Raw genomic sequence first — 20,718 nt, forward strand, 5'->3', positions numbered from 1 at the left:
GCTCATGGCGTCGTGACAGAGTACAACGCCGATCGGAAAGCTATAAATCGATCAAATACTTAACTTGCATAATATCCATTATGTTAAATCACCGTGTCCGGGAGAGTCGGGGATCACTCTTCCCATGCCGTCAGCCAATCCCTGTTTGTCGCTCATCGTAGCCCGCAAGAGTTCGATGCCAGCCTTGCTGGGGACGCTATAACCTGCCGGTAGCCCTACTTGATGGATAGACCCCGCATCGTGCGCAAAAATCAAGGTCCTCCGCTCGGCCCGGAAATGTCCGCCAAGATGGTGTGCCGTCCCCCAATTGGCAATCAATTCAAGCTTCGCAGGTTGGAAGAGGGCAGGCAGTTCGGCGAGGCGGTCGATCTGTTCCTCAATCCTCTCGAGCAGCACAGAAACTTGCTTGAGAAGCGTGGCCATGCCTTTGTTGCTGGTGTCGCCAAACCCAAATGCCAACCGCATGAAGCTGCCCCGGGCGTCCTTCCTGCCATTGTAGCCGAAATAATGCAGCTTCTCGAATGCCGACATTGCACTGACCGGGTCAACGGCAAGGCTCTCGAACTGAGCGGCGATGTCCTCCAGGTCGCGACGCGGAGCGTTGGTAGACGAAAAGAAAGTACCGGCGCCGACTGACCCAATCGGGCGGGGTACTGTCTTATAGATTGGTGTCTGCGGTTTCCGCGGCGCCGCACCTTCCCGCCGCCAGCGCTTCCGCTCTGTTAATGTGGCTTGCTGCCAGTCTTCCATCTCCCTTTCATAACGGGCTTCATCCCGCGCTTCGGCTTCGAAGTCGCGCACCCGCTCTTCTATGTGGAGGATACCTCCGCTGCGCTCGGTCGCTGCCCGTAGGCCGCCCCATAGCCTCTGCATGCCGCTCCGCAGGGCTTGCCGGGTATCGCTATACTGCTGGAAGGCGGAATCCCGCTTCAGGTCTGCCAGATAGCGAACGAACCCAGGCAAGGCCTGTTTGAGTTTCGCTACTCTATGGAGAAGGGATGCACGATCTCTCGCCTGGGAATAATCCCGGTGCAACGCCTCAAAGTCTACGCCATAAATCTTGGCCCCGCACCTATGGCCACATAGAAAGCGGCTGCCATCGTCAACGCGGATGACAAATCCCGCTAGATGATTGGGGTACTTGCAATGTGCACACCGGATCATTGACCGCTTTGAGCCTCGAAAATCGTATCCGAACTCCACGAAAGGCCGGCTATCGACGGGGGGAACACTGTGGATCAGCCCCTCCAGGCCTTCCGGGTCGTCGGTGGTGAACCTGATCCGGATGAGTTCCTCGTCAGAAAGCCGACCCCAGCGCCCTGCCGGCTCGATAGGTTTGTTGAGTTGTGTCGCGGCCCTCAATTCGATGCACCTCGCGAAAACTGATTCTCGCGACATCTGTACCATATAATGTGTCGTCAAGCGAATCGGTTGCCACATGTGGTGGGTGAATGGGTATATTCACAGAAAGCGACCCATTTAGGTGTATCCGTAACGTAATGCGCCCTATAGTTGCACAGCACAAAGACTGCCGCCGTCCCTTGGCCGAGGCCGTTCGATCACCTACAGCGCTATGGTCGGCAAGCCCCCTGGGGTCATTGAACCAAGTATGGCGTCAAATATTTTCACTAGGCGCCACCTGGGTTTAACAGAAATACGGCGTCATATTCTAACGCCTCCCCTTGTAGAACAGGAGGAGCCGGGGCCATCTCGATATAGTCGAGAATGACCAGAGGCATTTCCAACCCCTTGAGGTTGGCGCCTTCCGAGCAACACTTGTTATTTCTACGGAGGAGTTGAAATGACTACCGTTACTCTCGAAGAGACCCTCAACCCGGCCAATGCCAAGGCGCATTTCCCACCGGATATGAGCGTCGCATCTAGCCCGGCAACGGCCGCGCCGCGCAAAACGCGCGGCCGGCTCATTGTCGCCGGCCTCACCACGCTGCTGGCAACGGCAGCGTGGTACGGGAAGAATTTGGATGACGCCAGCAAGGGGGTTGGCTTGGTCGGCAAGGTGGTCGATTTCGTTAAAGGTCAGGACCAGACGGCTTCGGCCGAAGCTGCCTTCAACGCGAAAGTCGACGCTCTTTATGCAGACACCCTGAGTCCGGCCCTTGCCGGCGTGACGCCGTCGATCCACACCATTGTCGCGGCTGCGTCAGATCCTAAACGTCAATTGGAGCTGGTCGACATGCGCCAGGCGCGTGTCGACACCAGGTTGATGTCCAAGGTGGACTACAAGACCGCTGCGTTCGAACTTGTGAACGAGTTCGATGCCGCTGGCGTTTGCCTCAATTCGGGCGGCTGCAAGCCGGCAACCTGGCATGCGCAGTTCGATGACGCGTTTTGCCAGTTCCAGCGGTCGTACGGGCTGTTCGTTGTCAAGCAGCGCCAGCTCGTGTGGAGCTATGCGCAGGATTTCGAGAAGGCACTGACTACAATCGACTGCAAAAAGGCTCTGACCCCGCCGGTCGCGTCTTCATGAGCCAAGCGCTCGCCACGCGTCGCTCATGCAGGCAATAAGAATGGCATCACTCTACGGATGCCCACTCCCATGCCACAGAACTTTCACTCGACGTCACCACGGACACGAAGCGGCCAGCTGAGGCGACTTCCTGCACGACGTGCGAACCTGGATGGCGCCAAGTACCATAACGGGCTGCGGCCACCACAAACATCTCGGCAGCAGTCGCCGTAAGCAATTCGCGGTCGAAGTTGTGATCCGAGCCATGGTGCGGCAAAGTCAGTGTTACGACCCTCGCCAAAAGTTTCCCGAAATGCTCCAAAAAAGACTTTCGTCGGTGCCTTTCTTTCAGAGCGGCATCCCCGGTCGTTAGCCATCCGATCCGCTCGCCAGCGCCAGCATCGCTGTGCTGCCAGTGTCCCGAATGCCAAGCGTAGAGTCCTTTCAGGCTCGAGCTTTGCGGGGCCAGCCCCGAATATAGACACAACGAGGTCACGTTGAGGTTTTTGGCGATGCTCGCATAGGCCGCTGAGAGGGCCGCCGTGTGCTTTTTGACTATCTGCGCCACGTCGCCCGCGCTAAGGGAGTTGATCTTCCGCGCCAGGGCATGCGCACCCGATGATCGCAACTCCGCGGCCAACGCACCTTTGAAGCGCTTCTGCTCCACCCCCACGGCCGGATCGACATAGGGCGCAAGAAGCCAAAATTTCGAAGCCTTGAGCGGCACCGCCACTGCGACGGTGTCGTCCACCAAAGCCACCAGAGGATCCGACCCCCCCTGATCTTTGCGATCCTCGATCTGGACCGAGCCTCGCCCAGCTGCTTTCCAACCCAGCCGGGCCTGGGACGGATCGATGCCGATGTGACGTCCCCCATCCGGCCCGCCAAATCCGTCACCGTCGCTGCCGGGCGCCCCTGGGCCGTCGTGGCTAGGCCGTATCATGAGGATCTGTCGCGGGTTAAATCGTCCGAGGGCCGAGGCTGGATCAACGATGAAATCACGATAAAAGACGTTTTGAGCAGACGCAGCGTCTTCCACCAGATCGCGGCCGAAGGCAAGCAAGCGATCGACGGCATCAAGTAGCGGCATGACAATGGTGTCGACCCCAAGACCTGGCGCCAGAAGTTGTTCCAGGCCGTTCAAATGGTCGGCATGGGCATGGGAGATAAACAGGACGTCCAGGACTTGGGATGGTGCCACTGTTTTACGATAGGCTTTTATCCTAGCGTTCCGCGCGGCCTTGTAGGTAGACATCGACCCACAGTCGAAGACGTAGTGGAATACCGAGCCATCCTCCACAAGCATGGCTGTATGGAAAAAGCCCTGACCGACGGGCTGTTGAATGCGATGATGCGTCAAAACCATAGATATCTCTCGAACGCACAATGTTTTTCCGGTGTGGGGTTACGGGCCAGAGTGTTAAAAAGGGCGTAGCTGAGGTCTTGAACACAGTCTACCCAGGCACACCAAAGAGCTGGCTAAGGCAATCGCCTTGAACGGCACCGGCACGCCGCCATCGTTCTTGTAAGCCCCGCTAAGGTGCCCTGCCCGGCTCGGCGTTGTGGAAATGAAGATGGTCGTCGCGGTCGAAGACCGCGTAGACTTGGTCGAACGCCCTGCCCTCGCTCAAGAATCGATCGAAAGCGTAGTTCATTACGCTCAAAGGATCGGTCCCGTAATCGGAGGGCATGATCCTGACCCGCGCTGAGCTGATACGGCGCTCGCGACGGATGGCGTTGAAATAGTCGGTTTCGGTCTTTTCACCTTCGCACACGATGAGGATGCGCGGCGCGCCTTTCTTGCGGCCCTCACGGCGGGGGGCTTTAACTTGCTGTCAGGCCACACGCCGATGATAGCAAAAGAGCGCCTCCTCAATAGTGGGTGTTGCGATGTAGCGGTCTCCCGCTACCATTGCTCTCCCTGTACGGCCGAAATGCTTAGAGGAATGCTGATCGCGGTGGCGACCCTCGCAGCCGATCCGGCCGATGGGCGTGGCGAAGTCGCCATCTGCATTCGCGAGGACCGTAAGCATCTCGGCGTCGGCTGGGAATTTCTCGGCTATATCGCGCACTATGCCGACGACCATGGCATCGAGACGCTCGAGTCGATCGAAAGCCGCGAGAACCGTGCGGCGATCGAGCTTGAGCGCGAGATAGGCTTCACTGTCGCGATGGTTCCTGACGATCCGACGCTTGGTCCAGCGGAAGCTCGGCGCCACGTTGGCGAATTAAGATCTTGCATTTCCAGCCGTATGGGAGCCGCTACACGGTCGCGGAGATCGGCAGCGGGCGCAAATGGCTGCCTCCGAGGGATCAGCCATCCACCTCAATCGACAGCTCAGGCATGCGAGGGGCGTTCCACCAATGAGCGGGAGACTGTTCCGCTCAAGCCGTTTCGACGCTGAGCAGTTCTGCCGCCACCGCTCGTTCTTCGTCGGCCGGAATGACAAGCACATCGACACGGGAATTCGCGGCACTCACAAGGTCTTCGCCGCTGCCATTCAAACCGTCATCCATAGCGACGCCCAGCCATGCGGCAGCCTCGCATATCCGTCGCCGGATCGCCGGCGCATGCTCGCCTACGCCGGCGGTAAACACCAGCGTGTCTAGCCCGCCCAGCGCAGCAGCCAGCGAGCCGATTTCGCGCCCGACCCGATAAACGAACAGATCGACAGCCCGCATTGCCGCCGGATCCTTCGACGCCAGCAGCGTCTGCATGTTCCCGGAGATGCCGGACACGCCGAGCAGACCGGATTTCTCGTAAAGCAAGTCGGTCAGCTCGTCGGACGACAGCTTGCGGTCTTGCAGAAGGTGCAGAAGGACGCCCGGATCGATCGCGCCGCAACGCGTGCTCATGACCAGGCCGTCGAGCGTCGAGAAACCCATGGTGGTGGCCTGGCTTACTCCCGCCTTCATCGCACAAAGGCTCGCGCCACTTCCAAGGTGGGCGACGACGGCGCGGCCACCCGCGCCGGCGCCGTAACGCGTGCGGAGCTCGTTGGCGATATGGCTGTAGGAGAGCCCGTGGAACCCAAAGGACACGATGCCCTGCTCCGATATCTCGTGCGGCAGGCCATAAAGTCTTGCGATCTGAGGCTGCGTGGCGTGAAAGGCGGTATCAAAGCAGCCGACCTGCATGGCGCCGGGCAAAAGACGGTGGGCCAGATCGACGAGCTCCAGGTTGATCGCCTGATGAATCGGAGCGAGTGGCTCGAGCTTATGCAAGGCATCGAGCGTGGCCTGGTCAAGCAGCGTTGCGCGGGCAAACTCCCGACCGCCATGGACGATGCGATGCCCGACCCTGCTCACGCGGCGCAACAGGCCGCGGTCCGCCAGATAGGACGCAACGGCTTCGAATGCCTCGCCGACGGAGATCGCTCGTTCGCCGAGGCTCCTGTCGAACGGCGGCGTCGTTGCAGTCGGCGCGACATGGAGTCTGGGCCGCTCGCCGATCGACGAGACGCTGCCCCGCATCAGCAGGTGAAGCTCGCGGCGCCCTTGAAAGGCGGCGAACTTCAGGCTCGATGAGCCGCCATTGAGGACAAGGATGACATCAGTCATGTCCGACCGTTCCAGCCACTTTTGCGGGTCGGATCCTGTCGGCCTGGCGCTTCGGCATCGGCTACTGCTCCCATTTCCAGCCGAGGATCTCCGGCATGTCCTGCCCGTGCTCGCGGATATAGGCCCGGTGCTCGATTAGCTTGCCTTCCATGGCCTGTTTCAGCTGGATGTGCGCACCGGCCGGCTCGGGAATGCGGTCGAGCACGCCGAGCACCAGATGATAGCGGTCGAGCCCATTAAGCACGGTCATGTCGAAGGGCGTCGTCGTCGTCCCCTCCTCATTGTAGCCGCGCACGTGGATGTTGTCGTGATTGGTCCGCCGGTAGGTCAGGCGATGGATGGTCCAAGGATAGCCGTGATAGGCGAAGATGACGGGCTTGTCCCTGGTGAACAAAGCATCGAATTCGCGATCCGACAGTCCGTGCGGATGGTGTTCCCTTGGCTGCAGGGTCATCAGGTCGACGATGTTGACCACACGCACCTTGAGGCCGGGAATGTGGCGCCTCAGGATTTGAACGGCGGCCAGCGTCTCGAGCGTCGGCACGTCTCCGGCGCAGGCCATCACCACATCCGGCTCGGCCCCGCCGTCGGTCGACGCCCAACCCCATATGCCGATGCCGACGTTGCAATGGACTTTCGCCTCGTCGATGGACAGCCACTGCCAGGAATTGGCTTTCCCGGCGACGATGATGTTGATGCGATTCCATGTCCGCAGCACATGATCCGTCACGCAGATCAGGCTGTTGGCATCCGCCGGCAGATAGACGCGCACGACATCCGCCTTCTTGTTCAACGCCACGTCGATGAAGCCCGGATCCTGATGGCTGAAGCCGTTGTGCTCCTGCTGCCAGACATGGCTGGACAACAGATAGTTCAGCGAGGCGATCGGCCGCCGCCAGGCAAGCTTGCGGCAGGCATCGAGCCATTTCGCATGCTGGTTGAACATGGAATCGACGATGTGCGTGAAAGCCTCGTAACAGGAAAAGAAACCGTGGCGCCCGGTGAGCAGGTAACCTTCCAGCCAGCCCTGGCAGGTATGCTCGGATAGAATTTCCAGAACCCTGCCTTCTCGACCGAGATGCACGTCCTCGGGCAGGATCTCTTCCATCCAGGCGCGCTCCGTCACCTCGAAGACGTCCTGCAGCCGGTTCGATGCCGTTTCGTCGGGCCCGACGATGCGGAAGTTCCTGGTGCCTTGATTCAATGCCATGACGTCACGCAGGAAACGGCCCATCACACGGGTCGACTCCGCCTTGACGCCGCCGGGCCGCTCGACCGGGACGGCGTGCTCTTGCAAGGCGGGCAGTTCCAGAGACCGGCGCAGCAGGCCGCCATTGGCATGCGGGTTGGCGCTCATGCGCCTTTCACCTTTTGGCGCGGTAGCGCGGACCGCAGCCACCGGCGCGCCGGCGGCATCGAAAAGCTCTTCGGGCCGGTAGCTTCTCATCCATTCCTCGAGCATCCTCAGATGCGCGGGGTTATCGGCGAGGCCGGAAAGCGGGACTTGGTGGGCGCGCCAGAATCCTTCGGTCTTCAGTCCGTCGACCTCCCTGGGACCGGTCCAGCCCTTCGGGCTTCGCAGCACGATCATCGGCCAGTCCGGCCGCGGCCGCGCGGTCTTCGCGCCGCTACGAGCCGTGTCCTGAATAGCCTTGATGCGGTCGAGCGCATTGTCGAGCACGAGCGCCATTCGCTCATGCATCCATGCCGGATCGTCGCCCTCGACGAACAACGGCTCGTAACCATAGCCGACGAACAAGGCACGCAGCTCTTCTTCGGGAATGCGGGCGAGAATGGTGGGATTGGCGATCTTGTAGCCGTTGAGATGGAGGATCGGCAGCACCGCGCCGTCAAACGCCGGGTTGAGGAACTTGTTGGAATGCCAGGACGTGGCGAGTGGTCCGGTTTCCGCCTCGCCGTCGCCAACCACGCAGGCAACGACAAGGTCCGGGTTGTCGAAAGCCGCGCCATAGGCATGCGAGAGCGCGTAGCCAAGCTCGCCGCCTTCATGGATCGAGCCGGGCACGTCGGGAGCGGCATGGCTTGGGATGCCGCCCGGAAAGGAGAATTGCCGGAAAAGCTTCTTCATCCCAGCCTCGCCCGGCGCGACGTCCGGATTGATCTCGCTGTAGGTGCCTTCGAGGTAGCTGTTGGCAACCATCGCGGGTCCGCCATGACCCGGACCGCAGACATAGATGACATTGGCGTCGCGTTGCCGGATCACTCGGTTCAAATGCGCATAGATGAAACTGAGGCCCGGCGACGTGCCCCAATGGCCGAGCAGCCGCGGCTTGACGTGCTCCAGCCGAAGCGGCTCGCGAAGCAGCGGATTGTCGAGCAGATAGATCTGCCCGATGGTCAGATAATTGGCGGCACGCCAGTAGGCATCGATGTCGTGCAGTTCCTGTGCGGACAAGCGATTGGTGCTGGGACGCTCGGTCATTTTCCGACTCCTTCGCTGGTGCCAGACCCACCCGGCTGAAGCTGAACGCTTGAAGGCCGCCACCGGTTCATCACTGGTCGGTGTCAACAACGGGCGAGCTTTGATCCAGCGCAGATGCCGGTCGTGTGCGACCCGAATTCCAAAGCCCGGTTGTGTGGCAAGACAGCGCCGTCTTGGTTTCAGAGCCGCTGGCGGGCGATTTCGCGTTCGTGCTTTTTGCCGCCGGCATACTGGGAGTAGGATTGATCGGCGTGCCCGTCCTGGCGGGCTCGGCGGCTTACGCACTGGCGGAGGCCATGGGCTGGCAGGAGGGGCTTGAGCGCAAGGCGGGCGATGCGCGTGGCTTCTATGGCGTCATTGCGGTAAGCATCCTGGCGGCGCTGGCCATCCAATATCTGCCCATCAGCCCGATGAAGGCGCTGTTCTGGAGCGCCGTCATAAACGGCGTCGTCGCGGTGCCGCTCATGATAGTGGTCATATTGCTGGCCTCAAGCCGATCGGTTGCGCGGACAACCCGTTCAGGACAGCGTGGAGAGCGGCCCTATTTTGCGGGTCCCTCTGATTACCGGCCAGTTCCTCGTGTTCCTGGGTTCGCATTTCATCCTGTTATGAGCTGAGTACCAGAGCGTCCCTGTATTTTGACTTTCGCGCTCGCGGTCATGCCTTGCGTTCCTGCAGGATGTTGCCGCCGTCCACGACGAGAACGGCGCCGTTGACATAACTGGCTCCGTCGGACGCCAGGAACAGCACGGCCGCCGCGACTTCCTCGGGGCTGCCGGCACGGCCAAGCGGTGTGTTGCGGGCAGCGACAAGCTCCTCAGGCGTCGAGGCGCCCGTCGCGATCCATCCCGGCGCCACGGCATTGACCGTGACGCCGCTGCGGCCGACCTCCAGGGCAAGCGCATGCGTCAGCCCGATCATGCCGGCCTTGGCCGCCGAGTAGGCGGCCTCGCCTTCATTAGATACGTAAGGCCCCGTCACCGATGCCATGTTGACGACGCGTCCATGGCCGCGCTGCACCATGCCGGCCAGAAAGCCGCGCGTGCTCAAAAAGGCGGTCTTCAGGCTGACATCGATGCCGCGATCCCAATCGCTTTCTGTGAGATCGAGAAACCGCCGCTGCAATGCCGGCTGGGCAACGGTGCCCATCCCGGCATTGTTGACGAGGACGTCGATCTCGCCGGTCTCGGAGCGTAAACGATCGACGTCGCCCGAGAGCGTCAGGTCGGCCGCGAAAGCGCGGACATCGAGCCCCTCGCCCCGCAGTTCCGCCGCTCGTTGCTCGACGCGTGCGGATGAAGCGGTGATGGTGACCGAAACACCGGCCTCGGCCAACGCACGCGCGATCGCCACACCGATGCCGTCGGCGGCGCCCGCGCCGGTCACCAGTGCCTTGCGGGATTTGCGGAACACGACCATTTGCCCTCCAGAATGCAGGCGCCGACATGCCGGCGCGGCCAATCACAGCCGCGACGACCCGAACCGGCTCAATAGCCGGCGCTGACGCCGAAATCGATCGAAAGCGCGGCCCCGGTGATCGGCGCCGCGCCCCGCTGGCACAGATAGTGGATGAAGGAAGCAATCTCCTCCACCTGGATGAACCTTGCTTTGTCCCCTTGCGGATAGTGCCCCAGGAGCCGGCGCTTGTAGCCGTCGGGGTCGTCCGCGCCATAGGTTTTGGCCTGGTATTCGATCATCGGCGTTGCCGTGTCGCCAGGACAGACGGCGTTGACCCTGATGCCTTGCGGGGCGAGTTCCAACGCGAGAGCCTTGGTCAAGAGCACCAGCCCGCCCTTCGAGGCGCAATAGACGGAAGCCCCGTTGTTGCCGACGATGCCGGCATCGGACGCAATGTTGACGATCACGCCCTGCGCCGTCGACAGATGCGGTATGGCTGCCGAGATCAGGAAGAAGGCTCCCTTGAGATTGATGTCCAGCACCAGGTCCCACTGATCTTCCTCGACCTCGCGTGCCGGTCCCTCGAGCCAGACCCCGGCGGCGTTGACGAGAATGTCGATCGCACCGCCCCACTCCCTGGCCTTGCCCACCACGTCGCGGCAGGCAGCGACGGAGCGGATATCGAGCGGCAAGCCGATCGCCTCCGCCCCGGCCGCGGCAATCTTGGCCACGGCGCCGTCGAGCTTGGAGCCGGGAAGATCCGCGAGCACGATCCGCTCGCCGTCGGCGGCGAAACGCAGTCCGGTCGCCAGACCCATTCCGCCGGCGCCGCCGGCGATCAGAACAGTCCTTCCAGCCATTCGATAATCTCCGAAACGCAGCTCGGCAAAGGCAACCACGTCATGAAGCCATGTCGCATGGACCAGCCAGGCAAAACAATGATCTCAGCACGCGATCATCCCAGCTCGAGCGTCGTGACGCCGAAAACCGTCGACTGGTCGTTGCCGGGCTTGCCGCCCTTGTACATGCGTGTCGTCGTGAAGCCCGGAACCATGCCGGCGGCCTGCAGCATGGCGGTGAATTGAACCTGGCCGGCCGGCACGTCGATATGCATTGCCTCATTGCCGATCCTGCTTGAAAGGTCCGCCATCAGGGCCAGGGCCAGGTCCGTCCGGTCGGCGAACAGCGGCCCGACCTTGAAACCCTGCCTGCAGCGGCGCGCCACGCCGTAGCCGGTAATGCCGTCCGATCCGGCTGAGAGCCGCGCAATCCGCGGCGGCCGCAGCCACTCGCCAAGGAAGGTTTCGCGCAGTGCTGGAAAGCACTTGCGATCGTAGGCAAAAATCTCAGCCATGTCCCCGGCGGTCACCGGCAGCATGTCGCCGCCCTCGGGCAAGCCGGCGGGGCGACCGCTGTAGCGGACGGTCTCATAGGCAGGCACGAAGCCCATACGCCGGTAGTTCGCCTGCTGCTCGGCCACGCCGTCGAGACCGATGATGCGGTTGCCCAGACGCGCCATGCCGGCGTCCCAGACCGCCTTGCCGTGACCTTCGCCACGCCGGTCGGGCCGGCAAATGTAGAGGCCGATGAAGCCGAAGCCGGGGCCGTATGCGACGGCCGAAATGCCGGCCGCCATCTCGCCGCCGACAAAGGCGCCGATGAACCCTTGCGGATCGACCGCCCGAAACGCCGCGGCATCGCCGGTGCCCGGATTCCAGCCCTCCTCCGCTGCCCAGCCAACAAGCGTTTCCACCTCGCTGGCGGTCAGCGTCCTGATTGTTCTCGGCATCGTTTCACTCAGGGTTGGCCATCACCGACCAGGATAGGCCGCCCTCCGCAGGCTGCAAAGGGCTGGGCGGATTCTTCGTCAGCCATACGTTATCGATCGGCGCCGACCGGCGTGGCCGACGCCAAGGCGCATGTGTTGGAGACCGTCGCGCTGGCCCGACAGAATGCGGCATCCTCGAAGCGCGGATCCTGCAGGATTGTCTGCGAATCGGCACCAGGGACGGAGCCCGGCCCCGGGAAGCACTCCCCGCAGCCCCGATGGCGCGGAACCTATGCTCGCCTGGCGGGACTCGTCAATTCAACGCAGGAGCTGCGGGCCCGACGGCTTTCCCGAACCGATACAAAGAGTTAGCAGCGAATTCACCGCCTGATCGTTCGTTGTTCCAATGGGCAACTGGACACGACCGGCGAAGACTGGGAATCTTCATTTGTCGTTGCTTGGAATCGCATGGAGTGCCGTAGGAAATGCCGCTGAGTGCCGCAGAAATCGCCCGTCATCCGGCAGCGCTTCGCGGTGTCCAGGAGCAGTCCAAAGCGCTCATCCATATTTATCAAACGAGCCCGCGGCTGGCTGCCGTGTTTGCCACCCAGCAACGCTGGCTGCTCGCTCATGTCGGCTTGGCTCTGCATTTCCGGCGCGATCCCAACGACCGCCGTACCGACATGACGATGGCGCGTTTCATCGAGGTCGTGCGCCGCAATTCCGTGGCCAGCCGCAACACCGCCGAGGCCTTCGTCAAGGAGATGCTGCGCTACAACATCGCCGAATATATTTCGGCCAGCGGTGATGGCCGCGCCCATCCGTTGCGGGTCACGGCGGGCACCATAGAGACCTTCACCGGCTGGATTTACGCGCATCTGCGAACGCTCGACCGCATAGATGGCGCGAACCGGCTGGAAAACTTCCTCGAGCGACCCGAGATGCTGCCCATCCTGCAGCCTCTGATCGCCGATGGATTGCTGGCCAGCGGCGCAGTGCGGGAGCCTGGGCAGACCTTTTCATTGTTCATCTGGCTAAACAACGGCGGCATCGTCATGGACTGGCTGATGTCCGGTATCGATCCTGAGGATGTCCATCTCGACAGGATACCGACCGGCGTCATCTCGGTCAGGGAATTCGCCCACTGGCTGAAGCTCTCACGCACCCATCTGGCGCGCAAACTGTATGATGCCGAGGCGCTCGGCAGCATCGGCTGGATCGGCCAGCGCGGCCATTCCGTGATGTGGGTTTCGAGGGCTTTCTTCGACGAATACATGGCCGTCCAGGCAGCCAAGCTCGCCGTCGTCGACGAGGCGTTCGAAGCCTGTATCTCAGCTCTGAAGAATCGCTGACCGTCAAGACTCCGCCCGGCGCCGCGCGAGACCGGTGCCCGCGCTGGCGGGCGGCGCGCAGGCGGTCAAGCTCGCCATCATCGACGCGGCTTTCGCCACAAGCATGACGCAGGCGACGGGCCGACCGCTTCTATCCGGCCTTCAGGATCGCGGAAAAGCGCGGATCGAAGGCCCGGCTGATCGGCTCTGCCGCGGCGCCAACCGCGATCGCCCAGGGATCGGTGGTGCCGAGTTGCAGCCGTGGCAGGCGCCGGACCGGGCGATCCGCGATCGACGGCAGCAGCGGATGCATGGCCCGAAGCAGGAGCCGCGCGAGCGCCTCCGGCGCGCTGGAGGTGAGGATGACGGTTTGCGGATCGAAGATCGTTTCGATCAGATGCACGCTCCAGCGCAGGTCGGACGCGGCTCTTTCGACCCAGCCCATGACCCGCGGGTCCTGCGCAAGCGCCAGTGCGCCAAGCGTCTCGTAAAGCCCCCTCTCGGTAGGGTCGAGGCCGAGATGCTGATAAAGCGAGGCCAGCGATGCACGGTGTTCGAGCGGCGTGGAACCGGGGCCGGCCGGCGAAAGCAGCGCCATGCCGACCTCGCCCGCATTGCCATTGCCGCCGCTGTAGAGTTCGCCATTGAGGATCAGCCCGGCGGCTATGCCGTAACCGACATAAAGGCAGACGGCGTGGTCGACGCCATGCGCCGCGCCGACGATCCGCTCCGCCGTCGCGCAGGCGGCCGCATCGTTCTGCAGGCCGACATCGAGCCCGGTGCCGGCCGAAAGCGCCTCCACCAGCGGATATTGCTGCCAGGCGGGCATCATCCATTTGTTGTCGGGGTTCTTCAGCCCGAAGGGTCCCGGCATGGCGACGCCCAGTCCGACCAGTCGCCGCTCGGACTGGGCAAACAAGGAAGCCAGCTCGCCTCTGACACGATCGACCAAGCCGAGGATTATTTCCACGCCCTCTGAGGGCACGTCGAACGGCAGCCCCGCCTCGGCGCGCGCGATCACCTTGCCGACGAGGTCGACCACCACCACGCGCGTCAGATGCCGGTCGATTTGCAGCCCGATGGCGAAGGCCCCTTCGGGAACCAGCCGGTAGGGCGTGAAAGGCTGTCCCCTGCCCTTGCGCACCGCATCCAGCGCCACGACCAGGCCATCGCGCTCGAGATCCTCGATGATGTTGGAGACCGCCTGCTTGGTAAGCTGCGTCGCCCGCGCCAGGTCGGCGCGCGAAAGCGCGCCGTTGAGCCGCAGCGCCTCGATCATGACGCGCCGGTTATGGGCGCTCGTCCCCTCTTGGTTGGTGCCACTTTTGGCGCGGATCGGGCTGATGTCGTGCACCGTCGTTTCCCCTCTTGACTCCATTAAAGGATTGATCGACTAATTAAGTCAAGCGAATTGACTTAATAGGTGAGACCTCCGCGGTTTTAAAAAAGACGGCAAAAGCTTTCGAGCTCCGCCGCACACCGTTGGGGATGGACCGGTCAGACGCGATGCGAATTCGAGAAAGCGGCACAGCCTTGGCCGCCCACTCGCAGCCGTCGAAAATGGGAGAAAGACAAATGCTGAAATCGATCGGTAAGACACTTCTGGGCGCGGTGTTCGTTGGCGGGCTGCTCGTCCCCCACGCCTTTGCTGAAACCACCGTGAACGCGCTCTTCATGGCGCAGGCCGCCTATAGCGAGGCCGACGTGCGCTCGATGACGGAGGCCTTCACCAAGGCCAATCCGGACATCAAGGTCAATCTCGAATTCGTTCCCTATGAAGGCCTGCACGACAAGACCGTGCTCGCTCAAGGATCCGGCGGCGGTTATGACGTGGTGCTGTTCGACGTCATCTGGCCGGCCGAATACGCGACCAACAAGGTGCTGGTCGATGTCTCGTCGAAGATTACCGATGACATGAAAAAGGGCGTTCTGCCCGGGGCCTGGACCACCGTCCAGTATGACGGCAAGTACTATGGCATGCCGTGGATCCTCGACACCAAATACCTGTTCTACAACAAGGAAATCCTGGAAAAGGCCGGTATCAAGGCGCCGCCGAAGACCTGGGAAGAACTCGGCCAGCAGGCCAAGATCATTCAGGACAAGGGCTTGCTGAAGACGCCGATCGCCTGGAGCTGGTCGCAGGCCGAAGCCGCCATCTGCGACTACACCACGCTGGTCAGTGCCTATGGCGGCGACTTCCTCAAGGACGGCAAGCCCGACTTCCAGAACGGCGGCGGCCTCTCGGCGCTGAAATACATGGTCGACAGCTACAAGTCGGGCCTGACCAATCCGAACTCCAAGGAATTCCTGGAAGAGGATGTGCGCAAGGTCTTCGAGAACGGCGACGCCGCTTTCGCGCTGAACTGGACCTACATGTACAACATGGCCAACGATCCGAAGGACTCCAAGGTCGCGGGCAAGGTCGGCGTCGTGCCGGCGCCGGGCGTTGCCGGCACCAGCGAGGTCTCGGCCGTCAACGGCTCGATGGGGCTTGGCGTCACGGCGGTGTCGAAGCACCCGGACGAAGCCTGGAAATATATCGAGTTCATGACCTCGCAGGCGACGCAGAACCAGTATGCCAAGCTGTCGCTGCCGATCTGGGCCTCGTCCTATGACGATCCGGCCGTCACCAAGGGCCAGGAAGAACTGATCGCCGCCGCCAAGCTCGGTCTTGCCGCGATGTATCCGCGCCCGACCACGCCGAAATACCAGCAGCTGTCGACGGCGCTGCAGCAGGCGATCCAGGAATCGCTGCTCGGCCAGGCGACACCGGAAGACGCGCTCAAGACCGCTGCCGAAAACAGCGGCCTCTGATCTGGCGTTCCTCCACGCGGGCGGCCTCATCCACGAGCGCCGCCCGTGCTGTTTCTAGAGCAATTCCAGGAAAAGTGTGAAGCGGTTTTCCGTCCGGAATTGCGTCAAAACAAAGAGATTGAGCGGTTCGCCGTTTCCGTGAAACGGTGAACCGCTCTGACCGGATGACAGGAGAGAGGCGCTCTGATGTCGGGCACCTGGATGACGACGCGCGCGTGGCTGTTGATGCTGCCGCTTCTGATGATCATGGTGGCCGTCATCGGCTGGCCGTTGGTCGATACTGTCAGGCTTTCCTTCACCGACGCCCAGTTGGTCGGCACGGCGGGCAACTATGTCGGCTTCGACAACTATACCAAGATGCTGACCAGCTCGAACTTCACCCGCACGCTCTCGACCACCACCTGGTTCGCGGTTATCTCGGTCGCCGCCGAGATGGTGATCGGCGTGCTTGCGGCCCTTCTGCTCAATCAGGAATTCCGCGGCCGCGCCGTGCTGCGCGGGCTGATGATCCTGCCTTGGGCGCTGCCCACCGTCGTCAACGCGACGCTCTGGCGGCTGATCTACAATCCCGAATATGGCGCGCTGAACGCGGCGCTGACGCAGCTCCATATCATAGACGATTACCGCTCCTGGCTAGGCGAGCCGGGAACGGCCCTGGCGGCGCTGATCGTCGCCGACTGCTGGAAGAATTTCCCGCTGGTCGCGCTGATTGCGCTCGCCGCCCTGCAGGCCGTGCCGCGCGACATCACCGCAGCGGCGCTTGTCGACGGCGCGGGCCCGCTCAACCGCTTCCGCTTCGTCATCCTGCCCTATTTGGCAGGCCCGCTGATGGTGGCACTGGTGCTGCGCACCATCGAGGCCTTCAAGGTCTTCGACATCATCTGGGTCATGACGCGCGGCGGCCCCGCCAACAGCACGCGCTCGCTGTCGATCCTGGTCTACCAGGAAGCCTTCTCCTTCCAGCGCGCCGGCTCCGGCGCCTCGCTGGCGCTGATCGTCACCCTGCTCGTCACCGTGCTCGCCGTCGCCTATGCGACGCTGGTCAAGCAGACCGCGGGGAGCGCGGCCTGATGGAACGCAAGAGCCCGGTCTTCACCGCTTTCATCTACGCTTGCGCCATCCTGCTCGCCGTCGTGATCCTGGCGCCGCTCGCCTGGCTCTTCGTCATGAGCATATCGCCGGCCGCCGACCTCGCCGCCAAGCCGCTACGCTGGTGGCCGCAGGCCGCCGACTTCTCCCGTTACACGCAGCTTCTATCGAGGGCGGAGAACAGCGCCGGCGCCGCCTTCACCGCATCGCTGCGCAACAGCCTGCAGGTCGCCGGCATGGCGACGCTCGCCGCTGTTGTCCTTGCCGTGCCGGCCGGCTGGGCCGTCTCGCGCACGCCTTCGGTCGGCTGGTCGCTGTCGATGGTGATCGCCACCTACATGCTGCCGCCGGTGGCCCTCTCTGTACCCCTTTACATGGGCCTGTCCCATCTCGGCCTGCTCAACAACGTCTTCGGCTTGGCACTGATCTATCTGACGATCCTCGCGCCCTTCACCACCTGGCTGATGAAATCGGGGTTCGATTCCATCCCGCACGAGATCGAGGCCGCGGCGATGATTGACGGGGCGGGACTGTTCCAGACCTGGCGCATCATCACCTTGCCGCTGGCGGCGCCCGTGGTGGCGACATCGGCGCTGTTTGCCGTGCTGCTTGCCTGGGACGAATTCTTCTATGCCCTGCTCTTCACCTCGGACCAGCGGGCAAAGACGCTGACGGTCGCCATCGCCGATCTCGCCGGCGGCCGCGTCTCCGACTACGGACTGATCGCCACCGCCGGCGTGCTCGCGGCCTTGCCGCCGGTGCTGATCGGCCTCGTCATGCAACGCGCGCTGATCTCGGGCCTGACCAGCGGCGGAGTGAAAGGATAATCATGATTGCGCAAAAGAACCGCCCGGCAGGGCTTGTCGCGATCGACCGCGAGATGGCGCGCCAGCATGAGGATGCGCTTGCCTCGTTCGAGAGCAATCGAGAAGTAGCCGCCGAGATCGCTGCCTCGATCAGCAAGAACGGCAGGCTCCTCCTGCTCGGCATGGGCGCCTCGCATGCCGTCGCCCGCGCGGTCGAGCCGCTCTATCGCGCGCACGGCATCGACGCCATCGCGCTGCCGCTGTCGGAGCAGCTCGGCCAGCCGCTGCCGCTGACCGGCAAGACGGTGATCGTCACCTCTCAATCCGGCGAAAGCGCCGAGGTCTTGCGCTGGTTTGCCGAGACCGGCGATCGCACGGAGACCTTCGGTCTGACGCTCGAGGCCGGCTCGTTTCTTGGCCGTACGGTGCCTTGCCTCGTCGGCGCCGGCGGTAGCGAGCTCGCCTTTGCCGCGACCCGCAGCCTGACCGTGACCTTCGCCCTGCATCTCGCCATCCTGACTGCGCTAGGCGACGATCCCGCCGGCGCGCTCGCCGGGCTCAAGGCGCCCCAGACGGTCGAGATCGATGCCGCGCTCGCGGCGCTGAGAATGGTCACGACCATCGTCACTTCCGGCCGGAAGCTTCAAGGCGTGGCTGAAGCCCTTGCGCTCGGCTTCACCGAACTGTCGCGCCTGCCTTGTTTCTCGCTCGAAGGCGGTCAATTGCGCCACGGGCCGATGGAGATGCTGGGTCCAAGCATTGGCGTCGTGCTCTTCCGCGGCAACGACCCGACCGCCGACCTCGTCACCGCCATGGCCGCTTCAGCGGTCGAGACCGGGGCGCCGCTGATCGTGTTCGATGCTTCGGGCAAACCGTCGGTCGCAGGCGCCGTCACATTGAGGTTCAAGCCCGCGTCCGGACTGGCGGCGATCTTTGCCATGCTGCCGGTGGCGCAAAGCCTGATGATCGCCTTCGCCGATTCCCGCGTCGAGAATGCCGGAACGCCGGTGCGCACCACCAAGATCACCAGGAGCGAGTGATGCGGCCGCTCGCGGTGATCGGCAACGTCAACGTCGACCTGATCGTCGGGCCGGTCGCGCCATGGCCGAAGGCGGGCACGGAGACCGTCGTCGACCACGACGACCTGCGTGTCGGCGGCCAGGCCGGTAACACGGCGCTTGCCTGGCAGGCGCTGGGCATCGATTTCGAGATTGCCGCCAATCTTGGCGACGACCAGTTCGGGCGCTGGCTGCGCGAAGCATTCGGGGGCCGCGCCGCGAGATGGCCGGTCCACACGGAGGGCACGACGCTGTCGGTCGGCATGACCCATCCGGACGGCGAACGCACCTTCTTCACCACCCGCGGTCACCTGCCGCGCTTCAATCTCGACGACGTGCTTTCGGTTCTGGACGGCAAGCGGCTCTCGGGCGGCTACGCGCTGCTTTGCGGCTCCTTCCTGACCGACGACCTCACGCGCCAGTACGATGCTTTTTTCGATTGGGCGGAGGCACACCGCATCGCCGTCGCGCTCGACACCGGCTGGCCGATGGATGGCTGGACGGCGCAAAATTGTGCCGCGGCGCGCGCCTGGCTGTCGCGTTGCGAGCTTGCGCTCTTCAACGAGGTCGAGACGACGACGCTGGCGGGGTTGAAGAATCCCACGGACGCGGCACGCAAGATCCGCGACGGCATGAAAAAAGCCGCGACCGTGGTCGTCAAGCGCGGACCCGAGGGCGCGATCGCTATCGGCCCGGACGGCCAGATCATCGATGCGACCGCGCCACGCGTCAACGTCGTCGACACGATCGGCGCCGGCGATGTCTTCAACGGCGCCTTTCTGGCGGCGCTTGCTCGGGAGCACGCTCTGGCACGTTGCCTTGCAGCGGCTGTTCAGGTGGCATCGCGGGCCATTTCCACCCTGCCCCGCGACTATGGCGGGCCGATTTTCTTCGAGGAAGCCATCCATGAGCGCGCTTGAAATCCGCGATATCCGCAAGAATTACGGCAGCGTCGAAACGCTGAAAGGCATCGACATCGCGCTTGAGAACGGCGAGTTCCTGGTGCTGCTCGGCTCCTCCGGCTGCGGCAAGTCCACCCTGCTCAACATCATCGCTGGTCTTGCCGAGGCGACCAGCGGCGACGTGTTGATCGGCGGCCGCTCCGTGCTTGGCGTGCATCCGAAGAACCGCGACATCGCCATGGTCTTCCAGTCCTACGCGCTCTATCCGAACCTGACGGTGAGCCGCAACATCGGCTTCGGCCTGGAGATGCGCAAGGTTCCCGTCGCCGAACGCGACAAAGCCGTGCGTGAAGCGGCGAAGCTCCTGCAGATCGAGAATCTGCTCGACCGCAAGCCCGGGCAGCTCTCCGGCGGCCAGCGCCAGCGCGTCGCCATCGGCCGGGCGCTGGTGCGCAAGCCGCAGGTCTTCCTGTTCGACGAGCCGCTCTCCAACCTCGACGCCAAGCTGCGGCTCGAGATGCGCACCGAGCTGAAGCGCCTGCACGAGATGCTGCGCACCACGGTCGTCTACGTCACCCACGACCAGATCGAGGCGATGACGCTGGCGACCCGCATCGCCGTCATGCGCGACGGCCGCATCGAACAGCTCGGCACGCCGGAGGAAATCTACAACCATCCGGCGACACTCTATGTGGCAGGCTTCGTCGGCGCGCCTGCGATGAACATGCTGGAAGCTTTTGTCGAGGACGGCAAGCTCGCCATTGCCGGCACGGATGCGCGGCTGGCGCTGCCGGCGCGCTACGCCAACGCAGGCCGCGATGGTGCTCAGGTCATTGCCGGAGTGAGGCCGGAAGCGCTCCGGCTGGGGCCGGGCAGCGGCGCGGATCTGTCGCTGCCGGTCGAGATCGATGTCGTCGAACTGACCGGTCCCGAACAGGTCACCACGGCCCGGATCGGCGCGCAGAACTTGACGGCGACCTTGCCGCCGCGCGCCCGCGTCGCCAAGGGTCAGTCATGCGCGTTCGTCTTCGATGCGGACGCGCTCCGCCTCTTCGATCCGGCTACCGGCAAGGCTTTCTGA

General features: G+C 63.2%; 19 protein-coding genes. 10 read left to right on the top strand and 9 right to left on the bottom strand.

Annotated features, from left to right (window positions below; genetic code table 11):
* Positions 1 to 78 precede the first annotated feature (78 nt).
* Positions 79 to 1,407: a hypothetical protein gene (locus tag LB520_RS05255; protein WP_224636695.1), complete on the bottom strand. Its 1,329-nt coding sequence runs from the start codon at positions 1,405 to 1,407 to the stop codon at positions 79 to 81.
* 394 nt (positions 1,408 to 1,801) lie between these two features.
* Here LB520_RS05255 and LB520_RS05260 point away from each other — a divergent pair, with 394 nt between their 5' ends.
* Positions 1,802 to 2,488 carry a hypothetical protein gene (locus LB520_RS05260; RefSeq protein WP_224636696.1) on the top strand — a complete coding sequence of 229 codons (687 nt, stop codon included), beginning with the start codon at positions 1,802 to 1,804 and terminating at the stop codon, positions 2,486 to 2,488.
* Positions 2,489 to 2,534: 46 nt separating this feature from the next.
* On the opposite strand, the gene LB520_RS05265 is transcribed toward LB520_RS05260, so the two are convergent.
* Together LB520_RS05265 and LB520_RS05270 are read right to left on the bottom strand one after the other, a co-directional pair.
* The gene (locus LB520_RS05265; protein ID WP_224636697.1) at positions 2,535 to 3,833 is read right to left on the bottom strand and encodes an MBL fold metallo-hydrolase; all 1,299 of its coding nucleotides are present in this window, start codon (positions 3,831 to 3,833) and stop codon (positions 2,535 to 2,537) included.
* A gap of 169 nt (positions 3,834 to 4,002) precedes the next feature.
* The gene (locus LB520_RS05270; protein ID WP_224636699.1) at positions 4,003 to 4,242 is read right to left on the bottom strand and encodes an RloB family protein; all 240 of its coding nucleotides are present in this window, start codon (positions 4,240 to 4,242) and stop codon (positions 4,003 to 4,005) included.
* A gap of 171 nt (positions 4,243 to 4,413) precedes the next feature.
* On the opposite strand from LB520_RS05270, the gene LB520_RS05275 reads away from it, so the two are divergent.
* Complete coding sequence (locus tag LB520_RS05275; protein WP_224636700.1) at positions 4,414 to 4,872, top strand: hypothetical protein; 459 nt, start codon at positions 4,414 to 4,416, stop codon at positions 4,870 to 4,872.
* On the opposite strand, the gene LB520_RS05280 is transcribed toward LB520_RS05275, so the two are convergent.
* Together LB520_RS05280 and LB520_RS05285 are read right to left on the bottom strand one after the other, a co-directional pair.
* Entirely contained in the window at positions 4,853 to 6,028 is a 1,176-nt protein-coding gene (locus LB520_RS05280; protein ID WP_224636701.1) for an acetate/propionate family kinase, read from the bottom strand. The genes LB520_RS05275 and LB520_RS05280 overlap by 20 nt on opposite strands.
* A 61-nt stretch (positions 6,029 to 6,089) precedes the next feature.
* Positions 6,090 to 8,471, bottom strand: a complete 2,382-nt coding sequence (locus tag LB520_RS05285; RefSeq protein ID WP_224636702.1) for a phosphoketolase — start codon at positions 8,469 to 8,471, stop codon at positions 6,090 to 6,092.
* A gap of 173 nt (positions 8,472 to 8,644) precedes the next feature.
* On the opposite strand from LB520_RS05285, the gene LB520_RS05290 reads away from it, so the two are divergent.
* Positions 8,645 to 9,088 carry a divalent metal cation transporter gene (locus tag LB520_RS05290; RefSeq protein WP_224636703.1) on the top strand — a complete coding sequence of 148 codons (444 nt, stop codon included), beginning with the start codon at positions 8,645 to 8,647 and terminating at the stop codon, positions 9,086 to 9,088.
* Positions 9,089 to 9,128: 40 nt separating this feature from the next.
* On the opposite strand, the gene LB520_RS05295 is transcribed toward LB520_RS05290, so the two are convergent.
* The 3 genes from LB520_RS05295 to LB520_RS05305 form a co-directional block, all read right to left on the bottom strand.
* The gene (locus tag LB520_RS05295) at positions 9,129 to 9,884 is read right to left on the bottom strand and encodes an SDR family NAD(P)-dependent oxidoreductase (protein WP_224636704.1); all 756 of its coding nucleotides are present in this window, start codon (positions 9,882 to 9,884) and stop codon (positions 9,129 to 9,131) included.
* Positions 9,885 to 9,958: 74 nt separating this feature from the next.
* Complete coding sequence (locus LB520_RS05300) at positions 9,959 to 10,729, bottom strand: SDR family NAD(P)-dependent oxidoreductase (RefSeq protein ID WP_224636705.1); 771 nt, start codon at positions 10,727 to 10,729, stop codon at positions 9,959 to 9,961.
* 95 nt (positions 10,730 to 10,824) lie between these two features.
* Entirely contained in the window at positions 10,825 to 11,658 is an 834-nt protein-coding gene (locus LB520_RS05305; protein WP_224636706.1) for a GNAT family N-acetyltransferase, read from the bottom strand.
* Between the two features lie 464 nt (positions 11,659 to 12,122).
* Between LB520_RS05305 and LB520_RS05310 the strand changes: the two genes are divergently transcribed.
* Positions 12,123 to 12,989, top strand: coding sequence for a hypothetical protein (locus tag LB520_RS05310; protein ID WP_224604026.1), 867 nt, complete (start codon positions 12,123 to 12,125; stop codon positions 12,987 to 12,989).
* Between the two features lie 130 nt (positions 12,990 to 13,119).
* Here LB520_RS05310 and LB520_RS05315 read toward each other — a convergent pair whose 3' ends face one another.
* Positions 13,120 to 14,322 (bottom strand): ROK family transcriptional regulator, encoded by a 1,203-nt coding sequence (locus LB520_RS05315; protein WP_224636707.1) that lies wholly within the window; start codon positions 14,320 to 14,322, stop codon positions 13,120 to 13,122.
* A gap of 221 nt (positions 14,323 to 14,543) precedes the next feature.
* On the opposite strand from LB520_RS05315, the gene LB520_RS05320 reads away from it, so the two are divergent.
* The 6 genes from LB520_RS05320 to LB520_RS05345 all read left to right on the top strand — a co-directional run bounded on the left by LB520_RS05320 (position 14,544) and on the right by LB520_RS05345 (position 20,718).
* Complete coding sequence (locus tag LB520_RS05320) at positions 14,544 to 15,782, top strand: extracellular solute-binding protein (protein WP_224636708.1); 1,239 nt, start codon at positions 14,544 to 14,546, stop codon at positions 15,780 to 15,782.
* A 186-nt stretch (positions 15,783 to 15,968) separates the two neighbouring features.
* A complete protein-coding gene (locus tag LB520_RS05325) occupies positions 15,969 to 16,853 on the top strand; it encodes a carbohydrate ABC transporter permease (RefSeq protein WP_224626720.1) in 885 nt (294 codons plus the stop codon).
* Positions 16,853 to 17,698, top strand: a complete 846-nt coding sequence (locus LB520_RS05330) for a carbohydrate ABC transporter permease (protein ID WP_224636710.1) — start codon at positions 16,853 to 16,855, stop codon at positions 17,696 to 17,698. The genes LB520_RS05325 and LB520_RS05330 overlap by 1 nt, the downstream gene beginning before the upstream one ends.
* A 2-nt stretch (positions 17,699 to 17,700) precedes the next feature.
* Positions 17,701 to 18,717 (top strand): SIS domain-containing protein, encoded by a 1,017-nt coding sequence (locus tag LB520_RS05335; protein ID WP_224636711.1) that lies wholly within the window; start codon positions 17,701 to 17,703, stop codon positions 18,715 to 18,717.
* On the top strand, positions 18,717 to 19,655 hold the full coding sequence (locus tag LB520_RS05340; RefSeq protein ID WP_095766418.1) for a PfkB family carbohydrate kinase: 939 nt from the start codon (positions 18,717 to 18,719) through the stop codon (positions 19,653 to 19,655). Before LB520_RS05335 ends, LB520_RS05340 begins: the two co-directional genes overlap by 1 nt.
* Positions 19,642 to 20,718: an ABC transporter ATP-binding protein gene (locus LB520_RS05345; protein WP_224636712.1), complete on the top strand. Its 1,077-nt coding sequence runs from the start codon at positions 19,642 to 19,644 to the stop codon at positions 20,716 to 20,718. Before LB520_RS05340 ends, LB520_RS05345 begins: the two co-directional genes overlap by 14 nt.

This window comes from Mesorhizobium sp. CA12 (assembly GCF_020165255.1).
Classification (GTDB): domain Bacteria; phylum Pseudomonadota; class Alphaproteobacteria; order Rhizobiales; family Rhizobiaceae; genus Mesorhizobium.

Bases quoted from the DNA above. Each gene is read 5' to 3' on its own strand.
- LB520_RS05320 (WP_224636708.1), top strand. From the start codon at position 14,544: ATGCTGAAATCGATCGGTAAGACACTTCTGGGCGCGGTGTTCGTTGGC.
- LB520_RS05280 (WP_224636701.1), bottom strand. From the start codon at position 6,028: ATGACTGATGTCATCCTTGTCCTCAATGGCGGCTCATCGAGCCTGAAG.
- LB520_RS05305 (WP_224636706.1), bottom strand. From the start codon at position 11,658: ATGCCGAGAACAATCAGGACGCTGACCGCCAGCGAGGTGGAAACGCTT.
- LB520_RS05275 (WP_224636700.1), top strand. From the start codon at position 4,414: ATGCTGATCGCGGTGGCGACCCTCGCAGCCGATCCGGCCGATGGGCGT.
- LB520_RS05330 (WP_224636710.1), top strand. From the start codon at position 16,853: ATGGAACGCAAGAGCCCGGTCTTCACCGCTTTCATCTACGCTTGCGCC.
- LB520_RS05345 (WP_224636712.1), top strand. From the start codon at position 19,642: ATGAGCGCGCTTGAAATCCGCGATATCCGCAAGAATTACGGCAGCGTC.
- LB520_RS05310 (WP_224604026.1), top strand. From the start codon at position 12,123: ATGCCGCTGAGTGCCGCAGAAATCGCCCGTCATCCGGCAGCGCTTCGC.
- LB520_RS05285 (WP_224636702.1), bottom strand. From the start codon at position 8,471: ATGACCGAGCGTCCCAGCACCAATCGCTTGTCCGCACAGGAACTGCAC.
- LB520_RS05340 (WP_095766418.1), top strand. From the start codon at position 18,717: ATGCGGCCGCTCGCGGTGATCGGCAACGTCAACGTCGACCTGATCGTC.
- LB520_RS05265 (WP_224636697.1), bottom strand. From the start codon at position 3,833: ATGGTTTTGACGCATCATCGCATTCAACAGCCCGTCGGTCAGGGCTTT.
- LB520_RS05255 (WP_224636695.1), bottom strand. From the start codon at position 1,407: ATGGTACAGATGTCGCGAGAATCAGTTTTCGCGAGGTGCATCGAATTG.
- LB520_RS05260 (WP_224636696.1), top strand. From the start codon at position 1,802: ATGACTACCGTTACTCTCGAAGAGACCCTCAACCCGGCCAATGCCAAG.
- LB520_RS05300 (WP_224636705.1), bottom strand. From the start codon at position 10,729: ATGGCTGGAAGGACTGTTCTGATCGCCGGCGGCGCCGGCGGAATGGGT.
- LB520_RS05335 (WP_224636711.1), top strand. From the start codon at position 17,701: ATGATTGCGCAAAAGAACCGCCCGGCAGGGCTTGTCGCGATCGACCGC.
- LB520_RS05325 (WP_224626720.1), top strand. From the start codon at position 15,969: ATGTCGGGCACCTGGATGACGACGCGCGCGTGGCTGTTGATGCTGCCG.